At 71.4% G+C, this 19,250-nt stretch carries 2 protein-coding genes; both read right to left on the bottom strand.

Going from position 1 to position 19,250, the window contains the following annotated elements:
• Nucleotides 1–6: 6 nt before the first annotated feature.
• Nucleotides 7–17,583 carry a non-ribosomal peptide synthase/polyketide synthase gene (locus ABZX37_RS34015; protein WP_354746589.1) on the bottom strand — a complete coding sequence of 5,859 codons (17,577 nt, stop codon included), beginning with the start codon at nt 17,581–17,583 and terminating at the stop codon, nt 7–9.
• Between the two features lie 75 nt (nt 17,584–17,658).
• Entirely contained in the window at nt 17,659–18,948 is a 1,290-nt protein-coding gene (locus ABZX37_RS34010) for a serine hydrolase domain-containing protein (protein WP_354746588.1), read from the bottom strand.
• Between the last annotated feature and the right edge of the window lie 302 nt (nt 18,949–19,250).

Here is a 19,250-nt window from a genome sequence, read left to right as displayed (position 1 = left end):
GAGTCCTCACGATTCCAGTTCAGCGGCAAGGCGTTCCAGCTCGCTGAGCACGAGGTCTTCGACGGTTTCGGCCAGCGCCGCGACGGTGCGCGCGGCCAGCACGTCGGCCGGGGTGAGCCGGACGTCGAAGAGCGCGCTCGCTTTCGCGGAGATGTGCAGGCTGCGCAGCGAATCTCCGCCGAGGGCGAAGAAACTGTCCTGCGTGCCGACCCGGTCCGCGCCGAGCACCTCGGCCCAGATCCCGGCGAGCGCTCGCTCGGTCTCCGTCCGCGGTTCGACGTGTCCGGTCTCCGCCGCCCGCGGCGCGGGCAGTGCGCGTCGGTCGAGTTTTCCGTTGGCGCTCACCGGAAGCCGGTCGAGCGCGACGAACACCGACGGCACCAGGTAGTCCGGCAGGGACCGGGCCAGGAACTCCCTGAGCACATGTTCTCCGGCCGCCCCGACGACATAGGCGGCCAATTGCTTCGCGCCGGGCTGGTCCTCGCGGACGAGCACCGCAGCCTGCGCGACGTCGGGGTGCTTGGCCAGCACGGCCTCGACCTCGCCCGGTTCGACCCGGAACCCGCGCAGTTTGACCTGGTCGTCGCGGCGGCCGAGGAATTCCAGCGTGCCGTCGGCCCGCCAGCGGACGAGGTCGCCGGTGCGGTACATCCGCTCCCCCGGCGGGCCGTCCGGGTCGGCGACGAACCGGTCCGCGGTCAGGCCCGGCCGGTCGCGGTAGCCCCGGGCGAGGCCCGCGCCGGCCAGGCACAGCTCGCCGGGCACGCCCGGCGGCACCGGGCGCAGGTCCGCGTCGAGCACCCGGGCGCGGGTGCCGTCGAGCGGGCGGCCGATCGGGATCCGGTCCGGCGGCGGCGCGTCCATCGGATAGGCGGTGGCGAACACGGTCGTCTCGGTCGGGCCGTAGCCGTCGACGATCCGCAGCCCGGGACACGCCGCCAGCACCCGCCGCACCGCCTCGGCCGGGACGACGTCGCCGCCGGTCCAGACCTCGCGCAGGCCGGTGAAGCACTCCGGCGTCTCCTGGGCCAGGATCCGGAACAGCCCCGCGGTGACCCACACCGCGGTCAGGCCGTGCTCGCGGACGAGGCCGCGCAGCAGCGGGGCGTCGAGGCCCGGGTCCGGGCTGGTGACGACCCAGCCGCCGGTGAGCAGCGGCACCCACAGCTCGTAGGTCGCGGCGTCGAACGCGAGCGGCGAGTGCAGCAGGACCCGTTCGTGCGCCCCGCAGCGGAACCGGCGGTCGGCGGCCAGCGCGGCGACGTCGCGGTGGCGCACCACCACGCCCTTCGGCACCCCGGACGAGCCGGACGTGAACATCACGCAGGCCGCCTGATCCGGGTCGACGGTGATGTCCGGATCGCTGTCCGGTTCGTCGTCCACAGAGGACAGCAGAACCGTCTGGGCGAGCGGATGCTCTTCCGCCGCGACGATGAACCGGACGCCGTCGAGCAGCACCCGCTGCCGCTCGATCGGTGCCCGCGCGTCGATCGGCAGGTACGCGCCGCCTGCCTTGGCCACCGCCAGCTCGGCGATCACCGCGGCCGCGTGGTCCACGGCGAGCCCGACCGGTTCCTCCGGCCGCAGCCCGAGCCCGGCGAGCCGGTTCGCGAGGCGGTTGGCCCGCCGGTTCAGCTCGGCGTAGGTGACCGGTTCGCCGCCGAGCACGGCGGCGAGGGCGTTCGGCCGGACGCGGACCTGGTCGGCGAACAGGTCGGGCAGCGACCGGGGTTCCGGTTCGCCGCAGGTGTCGGCCCGTTCCGCGAGGAGCCGGGTCTCCGCCGCGGTGATGACCGGGACGGCGCCGAGCGTGCGGTCCCCGTCGGAGGTCAGGCCGCTGAGGATCTCCAGCAGCCGGGAGGCCAGGTCTGTCACTGTCTCGGGGTCGAACAGCGCCGGGTCGTACCCGACGTCCACCGACAGCTCCGAACCGGGCGAGGCGACCACGGTGACCGGGAAGTTCGTGGTCTCCCGGGCGGACAGGTCGCGCACGGTCAGGCCGTGTCCGGCCGCCGCGCCGGTGATCGGGTAGTTCTCGAACACCACCAGGCTGTCGCACAGGTTCACGCCGCCCGGCAGGCCCGCCCAGCCCTGGACCCGCGCGAGCGGGACGTGCCCGTGTCCGCGCGCTTCGGCTTGCGCCGCTTGCAGCCCGGCGAGCCAGTCGGCGACAGGAATGCCCCGGTCCACCGCGACCCGCACCGGCAGCGTGTTGATGAAGATGCCGGGAATGTCGTCCACTCCAGGCACTTCGGCCGGACGTCCGGAAGCGGTGGCCCCGAACACGACGTCGTTCTGTCCACTGTAGACCGACAGCAGCAACGCCCACGCTCCCTGCAGCACGACGTTGTGGGTGAGGCCGTGGCGTTTGACGAACGCGTCCAGCCGGGCGGTGGCGGCCCGGTCGAGGCGGACGGGCAGCCACTCGGCCGAGCACGGGGCGTGGCCGGACGGCGGGGTCCGGTCGCTCGGCAGCTGCGTCGGGCCTTCGACCCCGGCGAGCGCGGTGCGCCAGAACTGTTCGGCGGCGGCCTGGTCGTGCTCGCCCAGCCAGGCGAGATAGTCGCGGAACGGCGGCCGGGACGGCAGCGGCTGCCGGGCATAGGCGGTGCAGACGTCCGAGAGGATCTGGAAGACGCTCCAGCCGTCGAGCAGGACGTGGTGGAACGTCCACAGCACCAGGACTTCCGTGTCCGAAAGCCGGGCGAGGGCGACGCGGGCCAGCGGCGCGTCGGCCAGGTCGAGGCCTTGCGCCCGGTCTTCGGCGAGCAGCCTCGCCAGCTCCGTACCGTGCCCGTCGAGGCCGGTCCAGTCGAGGTGCCGGACCGGCAGTTCGGCGTCCCGGTGCACGACCTGGACCGGCTCTTCCACGCCGGCCCAGACGAAGGACGTGCGCAGCACCGGCGTGCGGTCGACGACCTGCTGCCACGCCTCGCCGAGCCGGTGCGGGTCGGTGACGCCTTCGAGCACGAAGGTCGCCTGCTCGAAGTACATGCCCTGCGAGGTCTGCGACAGGCCGTGGAAGACCATCCCGCCCTGCATCGGCGTCAGCGGGTAGATGTCCTCGACGTTCCGGCCCTCGACCAGTCGGTCCACTCCTGCCTGGTCGAGCGCGGCGAGCGGGAAGTCGGACGGCGTGCGTCCGCCTGCTTCGGGCTCGGCGCAGTGCGCGATGATCTCCCGCAGTGCCGTCAGCATCTGCTCGGCCAGGGATTCGACGGTGTCGCCGACGGTGGCGTGGGACCAGGTCAGTTCCAGAACACCCGCTTCGACCCGGCCGACGACGTCGAGCACGTGTGTCCGGGGCGCGTCCGGGTCGACGTCGGCGTCCAGGCTGCCGACGCGGAACAGCCCGCCTTCTGCCGCGCTGAACTGTCCGAGGTAGTTGAAGCTCACCTGCGGATCGATCGCTGGCGCGGTGCCAGTCAGGTAGCGCAGTGCGCCGTAACCGATGCCCCGCCGCGGAACCGCGCGCAACTGTTCCTTGACCGCCTTCAGCGCGCGGCCCCAGTCGTCCGGGACGTCCAGCGCGACCGGGAACATGCTGGTGAACCAGCCGACCGTCCGGGACAGGTCGATGCCCTCGAACAGGTCCTCGCGGCCGTGGCCTTCGAGGTCGATCACCGGGACTGCGCCGGTCCAGTCCCGCAGCACGCGGCCTAGCGCGGCCAGCAGCACGTCGTTGACCTGCGTCCGGTAGACCTCGGGGACGTCCTGCAGCAGCGCGCGGGTTTCCTCGGCGGTGAGGCGGACGGTGACCTCGCGGGTGTCGGCGATGACGCCCGGGTCGGCCGGAATCACCGGCGGAAGGGACTGCCAGTGGGCGAGTTCGTCGTCGAAACCGCCTGCCTCGGCGTGGTCGGCGAGCCGCCGGGACCAGGCGAGGAACGACGTCGTCTTCGGCTCGAGGTCTTCGCCGCGATAGGCGGCTTCCAAGTCCTCCAAGAGAATCCGCCACGAAACACCGTCGATGACCAGGTGGTGCGCGGCCAGCAGGAGTCGTCGCCCGTCGAGGACCGCGTTCAGCAGCGGACCCCGCCGCACATCGAACACGGGCTCGCCGACGAGCAGTTCCGCCGGTCCGGCCGGATCGCTGTGCTGAGCTTTGTCGAACCGCAAGCGCAGCGCGTCGTGGTGCTCCCAGACCGTCTTCAAGGCCCGGCGCAGCGCTGGTTCGTCGACGTCCTCGGCGAACTCCACGACGACCCGCTGGTCGAACCGCTCCGGCTGGGTCTCGAAGTACCACCGCTGGATCGGCGTGAGCGGTGCTTCGCCGACGACCGGGCCCTGCTCCGCTTTCGGCCCGCGGTCGCCGCCCGCGTGCGCGGCCAAGGCGGCCAGCGTCGGGTGCCGGAACACCTCGTGCGGCAACAGGATCAGCCCGGCGCGGCGGGCCCGGGAGACGACCTGGATGCTGAGGATCGAGTCGCCGCCGAGTTCGAAGAAGTTCGTCTCGGCCCCGACGTCCTCGACGCCGAGCACCTCGGACCAGATCCCGGCCAGGACCCGTTCGGCCTCGGTCGCCGGGGCCGTGCGGGTGCCGGTGGCGGCGAAGTCCGGGGCGGGCAGCGCGTTCCGGTCGAGTTTTCCGTTGCCGGTCAACGGCAATCGGTCGAGCCGGACGAACGCGGCCGGGACCATGTAGTCCGGCAGGGTCCGGCCGAGGAACGCGGACAGCTCGTCCGCGTCGCCGGTGTAGTAGGCGACGAGCCGCTTGACGCCGTGGTCCTCCCGCGCCAGCACGGCGGCCTGGGAGATCCCGGGGTGCGCGGCCAGCGCGGCCTCGACCTCGCCGGGTTCGATCCGGAACCCGCGGATCTTGACCTGCTCGTCCACGCGCCCGGCGAAGTCCAGCTCGCCGTTCGCGGTCCAGCGGACCAGGTCGCCGGTGCGGTACATCCGCTCCCCCGGCGGCCCGAACGGGTCGGGCAGGAACCGCTCGGCGGTCAGTCCGGGAGCGCCGTGGTACCCGCGCGCCAGGCCCGCGCCGGCGAGGTGCAGTTCGCCGAGCGCGCCCGGCGGCACCGGCCGCAGATCCGGGCCGAGGACGTAGGCCCGCGTGTTGTCCAGCGGCTTCCCGATCGGCACGACGTCGGGCACCGGGCCGAGAACCGGGTGCGACAGCGCGAAGGTCGTCGTCTCGGTCGGGCCGTAGACGTCCACGACGGTCGTGTCCGGGCAGGCCTCCCGCACCCGTCGCACAGCGGCCGACGGGACGGCGTCGCCACCGGTCCAGACCTCCTGCAGGCCGCGGAAGATCTCCGGTGCTTCGCGTGCCGCGAGCCGGAACAGCCCGGTAGTGAGGAACGCGGCGTTGACCCGGTGCTCGGCGAACAGGCGACCGATGGTCTCCAGGTCGAGGTCTCCGGGAGGGGCGACGACGACCGTGCCGCCGCTCAGTAGCGGCACCCACAGCTCGTACGTCGAGGCGTCGAAAGCCTGGGACGCGTGCAGCAGGATCCGGTGGTGCGCCGCGAAACGCCGGTCCGCCGCCAGCGCCACGATGTCGCGGCGGCTGGGTGCGACGCCCTTCGGCTTTCCGGTCGAACCCGAGGTGTACATGACGTACGCCAGGTTGTCCGGGTCCGCCTTCGGGAGCTGCGTGGCCGCGGTTTGGTCGCCGGGCACGACGATGTGTCCACTGTGGACCTTTTCGGCGGTATCGCGCCACGCGTCGTCGGTGACCAGGATTTTTACGCCGGACAGGAGGGTCTTGAGCCGGGGCTCGGGCGCGCGGGTGTCCAGCGGCAGGTAGGCGGCACCGGCCTTGATGATCGCGAGTTCGGCGATGATCAGCCCCGGAGAACGGTCCATCAGCACGCCGACGAGCGTTTCCGGCTTCGTGCCGAGCGAGACCAGATAGCGGGCGAGGCGGTCGGATCGCCGGTCCAGCTCCGCGTAGGTCAGGCGGATTCCGTCGCCCGCCACCGCGACCGCTTCCGGCGCGTGCCGGACCTGCTCGGCGAACAGTTCGGCCAGGTCGTCTTCCGGGAGCGGCTGGCCGGTGTCGTTCCAGTCGCGGAGCACCTGCCTTCGCTCGGCCGCTGTGAGCAGGTCGATGTCCTCCAGCGACTGATGCGTGCCGAAGGCCTCAAGGACAGAGGTGAGCTGGCGAGTGATCCGCTCGGCAGTCTCCGCGTCGAAAAGATCAGGGTCGTAGCCGACGTCGAGGGTCAACTGCTCCCCCGGCGACGCGACGACACTGATCGGGTAGTTCGTCGTCTCGGCAGCGTCAACGTCACGCAGCCGTAGTCCGGGCGTCGACGCATTGTCGATCGGGTAGTTCTCGAAGACCACGATGCTGTCGAAAAGGCTTCCGCCGCAACCGCTCCACGCCTGCAGCTTCGTCAGCGGAAGGTGGCCGTAGCGGCGGGATTCGACCTGAGCAGCCTGCAACTGAGCGAGCCACTCGGTCACGTCAGACCCGGCCACGGTGATCCGCACGGGCAGGGTGTTGATGAAGATGCCGGTGATGTCGTCCGCGCCCGGCAGATCGACCGGACGGCCGGAGACCGTGGTGCCGAAGCAGACGTCGCGCTCGCCGCTGAGCCGCGCCAGCACCAGCGCCCACGCGCCTTGCAGGACGGTGTTGAGCGTGAGACCGGCGCGGCGCGCGAAGTCCCGTAGCTGTGCGGAATTCTCGACCGGCACGCGCAGCCATTCCGACGACCGGCTCGTGTGCGCTTGCGCAGGAGCGCGGTCATACGGCAGCCGGGCCGGTGCGACGAGACTGCCTAGTTCGCGCCGCCAGTGCTCCTCGGCCGCGGCGTCGTCCTGCCGGTCCAGCCAGGCGACGTAGTCGCGGAACGGCGGTCGCTCGGGAAGCTCGGCGCGAGCGTAGGCGGCGAAGACGTCGGACAGCACGCCGAAGACGCTCCAGCCGTCGAGCAGGACGTGGTGGAACGTCCACAGCACACGGACTTCGGTGTCCGACAATCGCGCGAAAGCCAGCCGCAGCAACGGCATTTCGGTGAAGTCGAGCCCTTGGGCCCGATCGGCGGCGAGCAGGTCCTGCCACGCCTGGTCGCGTTCGTCCGGGGTCCGGCCGCGCCAGTCGTGCCGGGCGATCGGGACCGGGACCTGCCGCTGCACGACCTGGACCGGCTCGGGCACGCCTTCCCAGGCGATCCGCGTCCGCAGCACCGGCGTCCGGTCGACCACCTGCTGCCACGCCCGTTCCAGCGCGGCCACGTCTTCGACGCCGTCGAGCACGAACCCGACCTGCTGGAAGTAGACGCGCTCGCCGGGTTGGGACAGCGCGTGGAACACCATCCCGGACTGCATCGGCGTCAGCGGGTAGACGTCTTCGACGTCTCGGCCGTCGCCGACCAGATCATCTACTGTGGACTGATTCAGCGCGGCCAGCGGGAAGTCCGACGGCGTCCGGCCGCCCGCTCCCGGCTCCGCGCAGTGCCGGATGATCTCGCGCAGCGCGGTGGTCATCTCGGCGGCAAGAGTGTCCATAGTGGACCGGTCGTGGACGCCTTCGGCGTAGTACCAGGTCAATTCCAGCTCGCCGGTCTCGACGCGGCCGACGACGTCCAGCAGGTGCGCGCGAGCCGAGCGCGGGCTTTCGTCGGACTCCAGCCGGCCGGAGCCGAACTGGCCGAGGTAGTTGAAACTCACCTGCGGGTCGATCTCCGGCGCGGCACCGGTCAGGTACCGCAGCGCGCCGTAACCGATCCCCCGGCGCGGCACCGCGCGCAGCTGCTCCTTGACGGACTTGAGCGCGCTGCCCCAGTCGTCCGGGACGTCCAGCGCCACCGGGAAGACCGTGGTGAACCAGCCGACGGTCCGGGACAGGTCGACGTCGTCGAACAGCTCCTCGCGGCCGTGGCCTTCCAGGTCGACCACGGACGTCCCGCCGGTCCAGTCGCGCAGGACGCGGCCGAGCGCGGTCAGCAGCACGTCGTTGACCTGCGTGCGATAGACCTTCGGGACATCACGCAGCAGCGCCCCGGTCTCTGCCGCGGACAGCCGGACGGTCACCGAACGCATCGAAGCGACGGTCGCGTCGCCTCGGCCGTCGACCGGCACTGTGGTCCGGCCGGACACGCCTCGCCAGTAGCCGAGTTCGTCGTCGAATCCGCCGGCGGCGGTGTGCTCGGCGAGCCGGATCGCCCAGTCGCGGAAGGACGTCGTGCGGGGGCCGAGATCGATCGGTTTGCCCTCCAGCACCTGGTTGTAAGCGCGCTCGAAGTCCTCGATGAGCACGCGCCAGGAGACGCCGTCGACCACGAGGTGGTGCACGGAAAGCCGGTCCTGGTCGAAGCTGACCAGCGGTGTTTCGGCGCCGATCGGGCCGTTTTCCTGCAGCCAGTGGGTTTCGCCGCGGGCGAAGCGCATCCGGAGCGCGTCGTGGTGCGTCAGCAGCGCCTCGACGGCCGCGCGCGCCGCGTCTGGATCGACGGTGCCCAGCCGGACGTACTGGTGGAAGTGGTCCGGCTCGGCGGTTTGCGTCGCGAAGAACCAGCGCTGGATCGGGGTCAGCGGCACCGGGCCGTGGACCGGGCCGCGTTCGACGGCCGCCGTCGCGGTGCGGGCCGCCGTGGCGAGCGCGGCCGGGGTGCGGTGCGCGAACAAGTCGCCGGGCTGCAGTTCCAGCCCGGCCCGGCGGGCGCGGGAGACCACCTGCATGCTGAGGATCGAATCGCCGCCCAGCTCGAAGAAGTCGTCCGTCGCGCCGACGCGTTCGACGCTGAGCACGTCGGCCCAGATCTCGGCGATCGCGCGTTCGCGCTCGGTCCGCGGCGCGACGTGGTCCCGCGCGCCGAACTCGGGCGTCGGCAACGCCTGCCGGTCGAGCTTCCCGTTGACGTTCACCGGGAACCGCTCCAGCCGGACGAACGCGGCGGGCACCATGTAGTCCGGCAGCGTCCGGCCGAGGAACTCCGCCAGGCCACCGGTTTCGCCGACGACATAGGCGACCAGGCGCTTCACGCCGCCGTCCTCGCGGGCCAGCACGGCGGCTTGTTCGACGCCCGGGTGCTCGCCGAGCGCGGCTTCGATCTCGCTCGGCTCGACCCGGAAGCCGCGGATCTTGACCTGCTCGTCGGCCCGGCCGACGAACTCCAGCGCGCCCTCGTCGTTCCAGCGCACCAGGTCGCCGGTGCGGTACATCCGCTCCCCCGGCGGCCCGAACGGATCCGCGACGAACCGCTCGGCGGTCAGCCCGGACCGGCCGAGATAGCCGCGCGCCAGTCCCGCGCCGGCGATGTGCAGTTCGCCGGGCGCGCCGGGCGGGGCGAGCCGGAGGTCGTCGTCGAGGACGTACACGCGGGTGTGGTCGAGCGGCTCGCCGATCGGGACGACGTCCGGCACCTCGCCGGGCAACGGGTGCACGGTCGCGAACGTGGTGGTCTCGGTGGGGCCGTAGACGTCGGCGACCAAGGTGTCCGGGCAGGCGGCCTGGACGCGGCGCAGCGCTGCCGCGGGGACGGCGTCGCCGCCGGTCCAGACTTCCCGCACGCCCGCGAAGACCTCCGGCGATTCCTGCGCGACCAGCCGGAACAGCCCGGTGGTGAGGAACGCGCCGGTCACGCCGTGCGTGGTGAGCGAGCGGCCGAGCGTCTCGACGTCCACGTCTCCCGGCGGGGCCAGCACGACGGTGCCGCCGTTCAGCAGCGGCACCCACAGCTCGTAGGTCGCGGCGTCGAAGGCCTGTTGCGAGTGCAGCAGAATCCGGTCGTGCCGGGCGAACCGCTGGTCGATGGCCAGGGCCACGACGTCGCAATGCCGGGCCGAAACGCCCTTTGGACGACCGGTCGAACCGGAGGTGTAGATGACGTACGCGAGCTGTTCGGGATCGACCCGGACGGCTGGCGGAGTGTCCGTGGCACCGCTTTCGCCGGTGATGATGGCGCCGGTGTGGACCTCCTCGGCGGTCGCCAGCCAGGCCGCGTCGGCGATCAGCACCGTCACCTCGGCCTCGTCGAGGAGCAGCCGCAACCGCTCGGCCGGAGCGCGCAGGTCCAGCGGCAGATAAGCGCCACCGGCCTTGATGATCGCGAGTTCGGCGACGACGAGTTCCGGCGAGCGGTTCATCAGGACGGCGACGCGGTCCTCCGCCTGGATACCGGCCTCGATCAGCCGGTGGGCCAGCCGGTTCGCGCGGACATCGAGTTCGCGATAGGTGATCTGCTCCTCGTCCGTCACCAGCGCGACGGCGTCCGGAGTGCGGCGAGCCTGGGCTTCGAACAGCTCCGGCACCGCCTTGGCCGGGAGCGGCCGCGCGGTCTCGTTCCGCTCGACGAGCAGGTGCTTGACCTCGGTCTCGGACAGCATCGGCACGCGGGACACCGGCTCGTGCGGTGCCGCGATCATGCCCCGGGCCAGCGCTTCGAGGTGCGCCGCGAGCCGTGCCGCCGCGGTGTCGCCGATCCTCGCGGGGTCGTGCGTGAGAATCATCGACAGCCGACGTCCGGGGTAGGCGACGACGCCCAGCGGGTAGCTGGTCCGCTCGGCCGCGCGGACGTCACGCAGCTGCGGCACCTCGTCGATCGGGTAGTTCTCGAAGACCACGATGCTGTCGAACAGGCTTCCGCCGCCGCTCCAGGACTGCAGCTTGATCAGGCCGACATGCCCGAATCGGCGCGATTCCGCCTGTGCCGCTTGAAGATCGCGCAACCAATCCGCGACTCCGCGCGCGCCGTCGAGCCGGACGCGCACCGGCAGGGTGTTGATGAAGATGCCGGGAATGTCGTCCGCGCCAGGCAGTTCCGCCGGACGGCCGGACACCGTCGCGCCGAAGCACACCTCGGTTTCGCCGCTGTAGCGCGCCAGCAACGCGGCCCAGGCACCTTGGACGACGGTGTTGACGGTCAGCCGGTGCCGCCGCGCGAAGGCATACACCGCGGCGGACGTCTCGTCGTCCAGTTCCACCGGGATCCGGCCGGTCGAACTCGACGTGTGCGTGCGGACGGCGGGACGTTCGAGGGGCAGCGGAGTCGGCGTCACTCCGGCGAGTTCGGTTCGCCAGTGTTCCTCGGCGCGCTCGTCGTCTTGTGCGGCCAGCCAGGCCGCGTAGTCGCGGAACGGGGGCCGTACGGGCGGTTCTTCGCCGCGCAGCAGGGCGACGACGTCGGAGAGGATGCCGAAGACGCTCCAGCCGTCGAGGAGGACGTGGTGGAAGGTCCAGAGCACGCGCACCTTTGTGGCGGATTCCCGTGCGATGGCCAGCCGGGCCAGCGGAGCCTGGGCGAGGTCGAATCCTTCAGCGAGGTCTTGTTCCAGCTGATCTGTTAGAGCTTTCTCCGCGTCCACAGTGGACCAGTCCAGATAGGACACTGGGAGGTCGACCGCGCGGTGCACGACCTGCAGCGGCTGGGGCACGCCGTCCCACACGATGCGGCTGCGGAGGATCGGGGTCCGCTCGACAATCCGCTTCCACGCCTCGCCGAGCCGCCGCGGATCCGGCACATCGTCCACGGTGAACGAAACCTGTTCGAAGTAGACCCGGTCGCCGGGCTGGGCCAGGTCGTGGAACACCATCCCGGCCTGCATCGGCGTCAGCGGGTAGATGTCCTCGACGTCCCGGCCGTCGCCGACCAAATCGTCCACTCCTGCTTGGTCGAGCCCGGTCAGCGGGAAGTCCGACGGCGTCCGGCCGCCCGCTCCCGGCTCCGCGCAATGCCGGACGATCTCGCGCAGGGCCTCGGCCATCGCCGCGGCCAGCCGGTCCACAGTGGACTTATCATGGACGCCCTCGGCGTAATGCCAGGCCAGTTCCAGCTCGCCGCCCTCGACCCGGCCGACCACCTCCAGCAGGTGCGGACGGACAGTGTCCGGCGCGACGTCCAGCGCGAGTTCGCGGTGCAGCGCCGGGTAAAGGTCGCCGGGAAGGTCGAACTGGCCGAGGTAGTTGAAGCTCACCTGCGGTTCGATCACCGGTGCCGACCCGGCCAGATACCGCAGCGCGCCATAGCCGACCCCCCGTCGCGGGACCGCGCGCAGCTGCTCCTTGACTGCCTTCAGCGCCGCGCCCCAGCCGTCCGGAACGTCCAGCGCCACCGGGAACATGCTCGTGAACCAGCCGACCGTCCGCGACAGGTCGACGCCGTCGAACAGCTCCTCGCGGCCGTGCCCTTCGAGGTCGACGACCGGCTGGCTCCCGGTCCAGTCCCCCAGCACCCGGCCCAGCGCGGCCAGCAGGACGTCGTTGACCTGCGTCCGGTAGGCCTGTGGAACCTGGCGCAGCAACGCGTGCGTCTCGTCCGCGGTGAGCCGGGCCGTGACGACGCGGGCGTGGCCGAACGTGTTTTCCGCGGTGCCGTCGACCGGAAGCGGCGTCGGCGTGGGCAGTTCCCACCAGTGCGCGAGTTCGTCGTCGAAGCCGCCCGCTTCTGCGTGCTCGGCGAGCCTTTTCGCCCACTCGCGGAAGGACGTCGTCCGCGGGCCGAGGTCGATCGGTTCGCCGCGCACGGCCTGCTGGTAGGCGCGGTCGAGGTCTTCGAGCAGCACCCGCCACGACACCCCGTCGACCACCAGGTGGTGCGCGGCCAGGTGCAGCGTCCGAGGCTCGCCGGACAACGTCCATCGCAGCAGCGTGTGTCCTTCGCCGACAGCGGTGTTGTGCTGATGCCAAGCGTCGCGGTCGTGGCTGAACCGCATCCGCAGCGCGTCGTGCTGCTCGGACAACGCGGCCAGCGCGAGGATCAGCGCGGTCAGGTCGACGTCAGCGGGGAGCTCGACGGCGATCGTCTGGTCGAAGCGGTCCGTGCCCAGGCCGAAGAACCAGTGCTGGATCGGGGTCAGGACGACGTCGCCGCTTTCCGGACCGCGTGCCGGGATCGCCGCGGCCTCGCTGACGGCCGGGGCGAGCGCGGCGATGGTCTGGTGGCGGAACAGATCGGCGGTGGTCACGCTGAGCCCCGTTTGCCGGGCGCGGGCGCTCACTTGGATGCTCAGGATCGAATCGCCGCCGAGGGCGAAGAAGTTGTCGTCCACGCCGACGCGGTCGAGGCCGAGCACGTCGGCCCAGATCCCGGCGAGCACCGCCTCCCGTTCGGTGCGAGGGGCGACTGTCCGCTCGCTGGACGTCTGCGGCTCCGGCAGTGCGCGGCGGTCGACCTTGCCGTTGGCGGTGAGCGGCAGTTCGGCCATCGGGACGAGCACCGACGGCACCATGTAGTCCGGCAGCGTGCGGGCGACGGCGTGGCGGAGCGCCTCGGTGTCCACGGTTGCCGGGACCACGTAACCGACCAGCTGCTTGCGTCCGCCGGCGGCCCGGATGGTCACGTACGCCTGTGCCACGTCTTCCCCGGCCGCCAGCGCGCGTTCGATCTCGGCCGGTTCGACGCGGAAGCCGCGGATCTTGACCTGGTCGTCCACGCGGCCGAGGAATTCGAGCGTCCCGTCGGTGCGCCACCGGCCGAGGTCGCCGGTCCGGTACATCCGGTCCCCCGGGTTGCCGAACGGATCGGCGACGAACCGGTCGGCGGTCAGGCCCGGCTGGTCGAAGTAGCCGCGCGCGAGCCCGGCCCCGGCGATGCAGATCTCGCCGGCGGCGCCGCGCGGCAGCAGGCGGAGCCGGTCGTCGACGACGTTGATCTGGACGTCTCGCAGCGGCGTGCCGATCGGGATGACGTCGGGGACCTCGGAGGTGATCCGGAAGGACGTGGCGAAGGTGGTGGTCTCGGTCGGGCCGTAACCGTCCACGACGGCGATGCCGGGGCAGCTGTCGAGGACCCGTTGCGCGGCGGGCGGCGGCACGACGTCGCCGCCGGTCCAGACCTCGCGCAGTCCGGCGAAGCATTCGGGCGTTTCCTCGGCGAAGAGGCGGAACAGTCCGGCGGTCAGCCAGAGGGCGGTGATGTGGTGTTTGGTGACCAGCCGTTGGATCACCTCGGCATCCAGGTCGCCGGGTGGCGCGACGACCACGGTGCCGCCGTTGAGCAGCGGCACCCACAGCTCGTAGGTGGACGCGTCGAAGGCCAGCGGGGAATGCAGGAGGACCCGCTCGTGGCTGGCGAAGCGCGGGTCAGTCGCGAGTGCGGTGACGTCCGCGTGCCGCACGGCCACGCCCTTCGGGACACCAGTCGACCCGGACGTGTACTCGACATAGGCCAGGTTGTTCGGGCTGAGGTCCGTGAAGGGCTCCTTGAGGGAATCAGATTCCCTCAAGGAGCCCTTCACGGACAGAGAGATTCCCTTGTGGACGGCGACGGCGGTGTCGTGCCAGGTGTCGTCGGTGAGCACCAGCGATACTCCGTCGAGGACGCGGCGCAGGCGGTCGGCCGGGGCTCGCAGGTCCAAGGGCAGGTAGGCCGCGCCTGCCTTGAGGATCGCCAGGACGGCCACGACGAGATCGGCCGAGCGGTCCAGCAGCACGCCGACCCGCTCTTCCGGCCTGATGCCGCGCCGGATCAGGTGCTGCGCGAGGCGGTTCGCCCTCGCCTGCAGCTCCGCGTAGCTCAGGCTGATGTCGCCGCACACCACGGCTGCGGCGTGTGGACTTTGCTCGGCGCGTCGGTCGAACAGCTCCGGCACTGTCTCGGCGGGCGTGTTCTCCAGCTGGCTCGGCAGCAGGAACCGGCGGTCTTCGGCGGTGAGCAGCGGGAGGTCGCCCACCGGCCGCGACGGGTCGGCGGCGATCCCGGTGAGCAGCACTTCCAGGCTCCGTGCGAGACGTTTGATCGTGGCAGCGTCGAAGAGCGCGGTGGCGTACTCGACGGTGACGCGCAGGCCGTCGGGTCGCGGCCAGAACTCCACCACCAGGTCAAACCGCGCCGAGGGCCGGGGCAGCGCGTACTCGCTGACCCGCAGCCCGGCGACCGTCCGTTCCGACACCAGCGGGCGTTGCAGGACGACGACGGCCTGCACCAACGGCGTCCGCGACGGGTCGCGTTCGGGCTGGATTTCCTCCACCACGCGGTCGAACGGGACGTCGCCGTGCGCGAACGCGGCCAGCACGGTCTCGCGGAACTCCGCCAGGAAGCGGTCGAACGGCCGCGCACCGTCCACTGAGGACCGCAGCACGAGCGTGTTGACGAAGAATCCGGTCAACGGCTCCAGTTCGGCCCGGTCGCGGCCGGACACCGCCGTGCCGACCGCGACGTCTCGCTGGCCGCTGTAAGCAGCCAGGACCGTCTGGATCGCGGCGGTCAGGGTCATGAACAACGTCGCGCCCCGCGCCCGGCCCGCTTCCGCGACCCGGCGCACCAGGTCGGCGGGCAGATCGTGCCGGTGCACCGCGCCTTCGGTGGTGCGCTGCGGAGGCCGAGGACGGTCGGTCGGGAGCGCGAGCGGTTCCAGGCCGTCGAGGGTTTCGCGCCAGTAGCCGAGCTGGTCGAGACGTTCGGACGCCAGACGCCACCGGGTGTAGTCCTGGTAGCCGAGCGGCAGCGGGGGCAGGGTCTTGCCGCTGTACAGGTCGAGAAGTTCGTCGGTGAGCACCGCGATCGACCGGCCGTCAGTGACGATGTGGTGCTGGCACAACACAAGCAGGTGCTCGTCCGGGCCGGAAGGGAACAGCACGGCTCGGGTCAACGGTCCCGTTCGCAGGTCGAATGGCGCACTCAGCTCGGCCTTCAGCACGTCGTCGTCCGGGGCGGAATCCGCTATCCTCAACGGGATCTCCCCCGTCGGCGCGATCCGCTGCATCCCTTGCCCGTCAACGGAATCGAAGGTCGTGCGCAGCGATTCGTGCCGCACGCACAGGGAGGCCAGCGCGCCGCGCAGAGTCGCGAGGTCAAGCGAGCCGGACAGCCGGATCCCGACACCGGTGTTGTATTCGGAGCTGCCGCCGGTCATTTCGTCGAGGAACCACAACCGCCGCTGCGCCGGGGACAGCGGAAGCAGCTCAGCCGGCGACGCGACCGGGATCGCCTGCTCGGCTCGCGGGCCGTTTTCCAGGTGCAGCGCGAGCTTTTCCACGCTGGTCGCGTCGAACAGCGCCCGCGCCGAGAGATCCGCGCCGAACTTCCGGCGCAACCTGGACAACGCCTGCACCGCCAGGATCGAATCACCCCCCAGGGCGAAAAAATCGTCATCGACGCCAATCCGGTCCAGGCCCAGCACTTCAGCGAGGATCTCGGCGACCACGCGTTCGATGTCCGTCCGCGGCTCAGCTCCGCCGTCTGCCGATTCCGCTGACGGCGCGGGCAGCGCTCTCCGGTCGACCTTTCCGTTGGCGCTCAACGGAAGCTCGTCCAGCACGACAATCGCCGAAGGCACCTGATAGTCCGGCAATACTGCCGCGACAACGGTTTTCAGGTCCTTTCGCGGCGCATCCGGCACCAGCACGACGTACGCGACCAGACGCTTCGTGGCTGGGCCATCCGCCCGCGCGACGACCACGGCCTCCGCGACGGTGTCGTCCGCGGCGAGCACGGTCTCGATTTCGCCGAGTTCCACCCGGAAACCGCGGATCTTGACCTGGTCGTCAGTGCGGCCGAGGAATTCCAGCTCGCCCTCGTCGTTCCAGCGGACCACGTCGCCGGTGCGGTACATCCGCTCGCCGGGCACACCGGGGTCGGCGACGAACTTCTCCGCCGTCGCGCCGGGACGCGCCCAGTAGCCGCGCGCGAGCCCGGCACCGGCCAGGTGCAGCTCGCCGGGTTCACCGGGAGCTACTGGGTTCAGCGCGTCGTCCAGCACATACGCGCGGACGTCGTCCAGCGGGCGGCCGATCGGCATCGCCGTCACGTCCGCCGACTGGGCCGCGTGGGCCGTCGCGAAGGTGGTGGTCTCGGTCGGGCCGTACCCGTCGACCACGGTGACGCCGGGGCAGGCGCGCAGCACCCGCCGCACCGCCCCGGCCGGGACGACGTCGCCACCGGTCCAGACCTCTCGCACGCCCTGGAAACAGTCCGGCGCTTCCTGCGCGACGACCCGGAACAGGCCCGCCGTCAGCCAGATCGCACCGACGTCGTACCGGGAGATGACCTCGCGGAGGCTCTCGACGTCGAGGTCGCCGGGCGGCGCGACCACGACGGTGCCGCCGGTCAGCAACGGCACCCACATTTCATAGGTCGAGGCGTCGAAAGCGGCCGGCGAGTGCAACAGCACGCGCCGATGCGCATCCCCCGCGAATCGGCGGTCAGCCGCGAGCGCCGCGACGTCCCGGTGCCGGACCGCGACGCCCTTGGGCTTGCCGGTCGATCCGGACGTGTGCACCAGATACGCCAGGTTGTCCGGATGCACCGCCCCCGAAGGGAAATCCGCTTGCGGCAACGGCCGTCCGAGCACCGCGATCTGTCCACTGTGGATTTCCGCGGCGCGGACCGGGTCGTCGGTCAGCAGCACCGTGACCCCGGCTTCGACCAGCAGCGTCCGCAACCGGCTGTCCGGCGCGCGCCGGTCGAGCGGCACGTACGCGCCGCCGGCGGCGACCACGGCCAGTTCCGCGACGATCAGCCCTGCCGACCGTTCCGCCAGCACCCCGACCCGGTCCTCCGCGCGCAGCCCCAGCCGCAGCAGGTACGCGGCGAGCCGCCCCGCCTCGTCGGCCAGTTCGGCGTACGTCAGCCGGGCCGCCGCGCCCTCCACGGCGACGGCGTCCGGAGCCGACCGCGCCTGTGCGGCGAACAGCTCCGGCAGAGTGGCGGTCACATCCGTTTCGGCCGGGATGTCTTGGGCGGTCATCGTTTCTCGCTACCTTCCGGGCACACCAAGGGATCCCGCCTGGCGCGGGTGGGGACGAAGAGTGCTACGGGCTGCTCAGCACCGCCGCGCGAGCCGGCCGCCGATTTCGACGGCCGTCGCCGCGCCGGGTTCGCCGCGGAACCGGCCGCAGGGGGTGGCGCGGCCGGTCGCCGGATCGCGGACGGTGAACGTGCCGTCGGCGTACCGGGTCAGTTCGGGGAAAACGTCGCCGTCCACGTCGAGACACGCGCCGCCGAGGGCGTCCGGACGGATCGTGTACCCGATGGCGCCATTGCGGAAACTTCCGTAATCGCCGTCCGGCAGGGGAACCGGGCAGGATTCCGCGACCTGGACGCGCTGGGGCGGGAGGCCGAATTCCGGCAGCTCGGCTACCAGGTCGTGCCAGAGGTCGGTGCCCCCGGCGCCGTTGGCGGTCAGCGCGAGCACGCAGGCGCCGGCCTGGTCGATCCGCAGGTGGCACGAGGTGCCGTCGGCCGTCCCGTCGTGTCCGAGCCAGCGGGATTCCTCGTCCCCGAAGCAGGCCAGCCCGAGCCCCCAGCCGTCCGCGAGGCCGAACGGTTCCGCGCCCGGCACCGGGCGATGCAGGTCACTCGCCGTCACGACGTCGAGCAACCCCGGTTTGCCGAGGTGCACCCGCCCGAGCGCGACGAGGTCGCGGGCGCTGAGCGCGAGCGCGCCCGCCGGGTCCAGCATCGGCGGCAGCACCTGCGCAAGCGGCCGCTCGCCGTCGCGCGCGTGCCCGGTCGCGATGCCCGGGCTGTCGACGTAGACCGGCGCGATCTCCAAGGGCCGCAACAGGATCGACTCGACCGCCTGGCGCCAGCCCATCCCGGTGACGTCTTCGATCAGCTCGCCGACCAGCGCGTAGCCGAGGTTGGAATAGGAGAACGCGGTCCCCGGCTCGCAGACGAACTCCGCGGCCCGCACCTCTTTCCGGCACGACCCGGCGGCGTCGGCCGGGTCCGAGGGCAGCCCGGTGGTGTGGCTCAGCAGCCCGCGCAGGGTCAGCGAACCGGGAAGCCCCGGGTCGCCGAGGATCTCGCCGACCGGCTGGTCCAGCTCGAGATCGCCGTCCGAGACGAGCACCATCGCCAGCGTCGCGGTCGCCACCTTGGTGATCGAGCCGATCGGCACGCACGAGCTCTCCCGCATCGGCCTGCCGCGGCTCGCGACACCGGTCTGGACCACTGCGGTCTCGCCGCCGGCCCAGACCGCGACCTGCGCTCCCGGCACCCGATGCCGGACGGCCAGCCGAGGGAGCACGGCCGCCAGCCGGTCCGCACAGCCGACGCCGGGCACCGGGCGCGGTCTCGGGACTTCGAATCTTTCTTTCCGGGAGTGCATGACCAGACCTTTCGAATACTCGTAGGAGCCGCACGAGGAATTGCCCCCTGCTCGCGCGGCACTAGCCCCAGCACAACGCGGACGCCATCGAGCCCAAACCCGCGCTGGAATCCATACCCTGCCTAGCTCGGTTGCACTCCAGCAACCGCCAAACGAAGGACTCCCGCATACGCCGCTTCGCACCCAGCGTCACACATTGCCGAGACCATTCTAAAATATGAACAACGGACTCACACCTCGGGGCGAAGACAGATAACCGGAAGATCAGCCTTCGCATTCGGCGGATCTTCCTCCCGCGCACG

Source organism: Amycolatopsis sp. NPDC004079 (assembly GCF_040610415.1).
Lineage (GTDB): Bacteria > Actinomycetota > Actinomycetes > Mycobacteriales > Pseudonocardiaceae > Amycolatopsis > Amycolatopsis halotolerans.
Note: the sequence above shows the minus strand (reverse complement) of the source record. Positions and strands in the feature narration are given on the sequence as shown.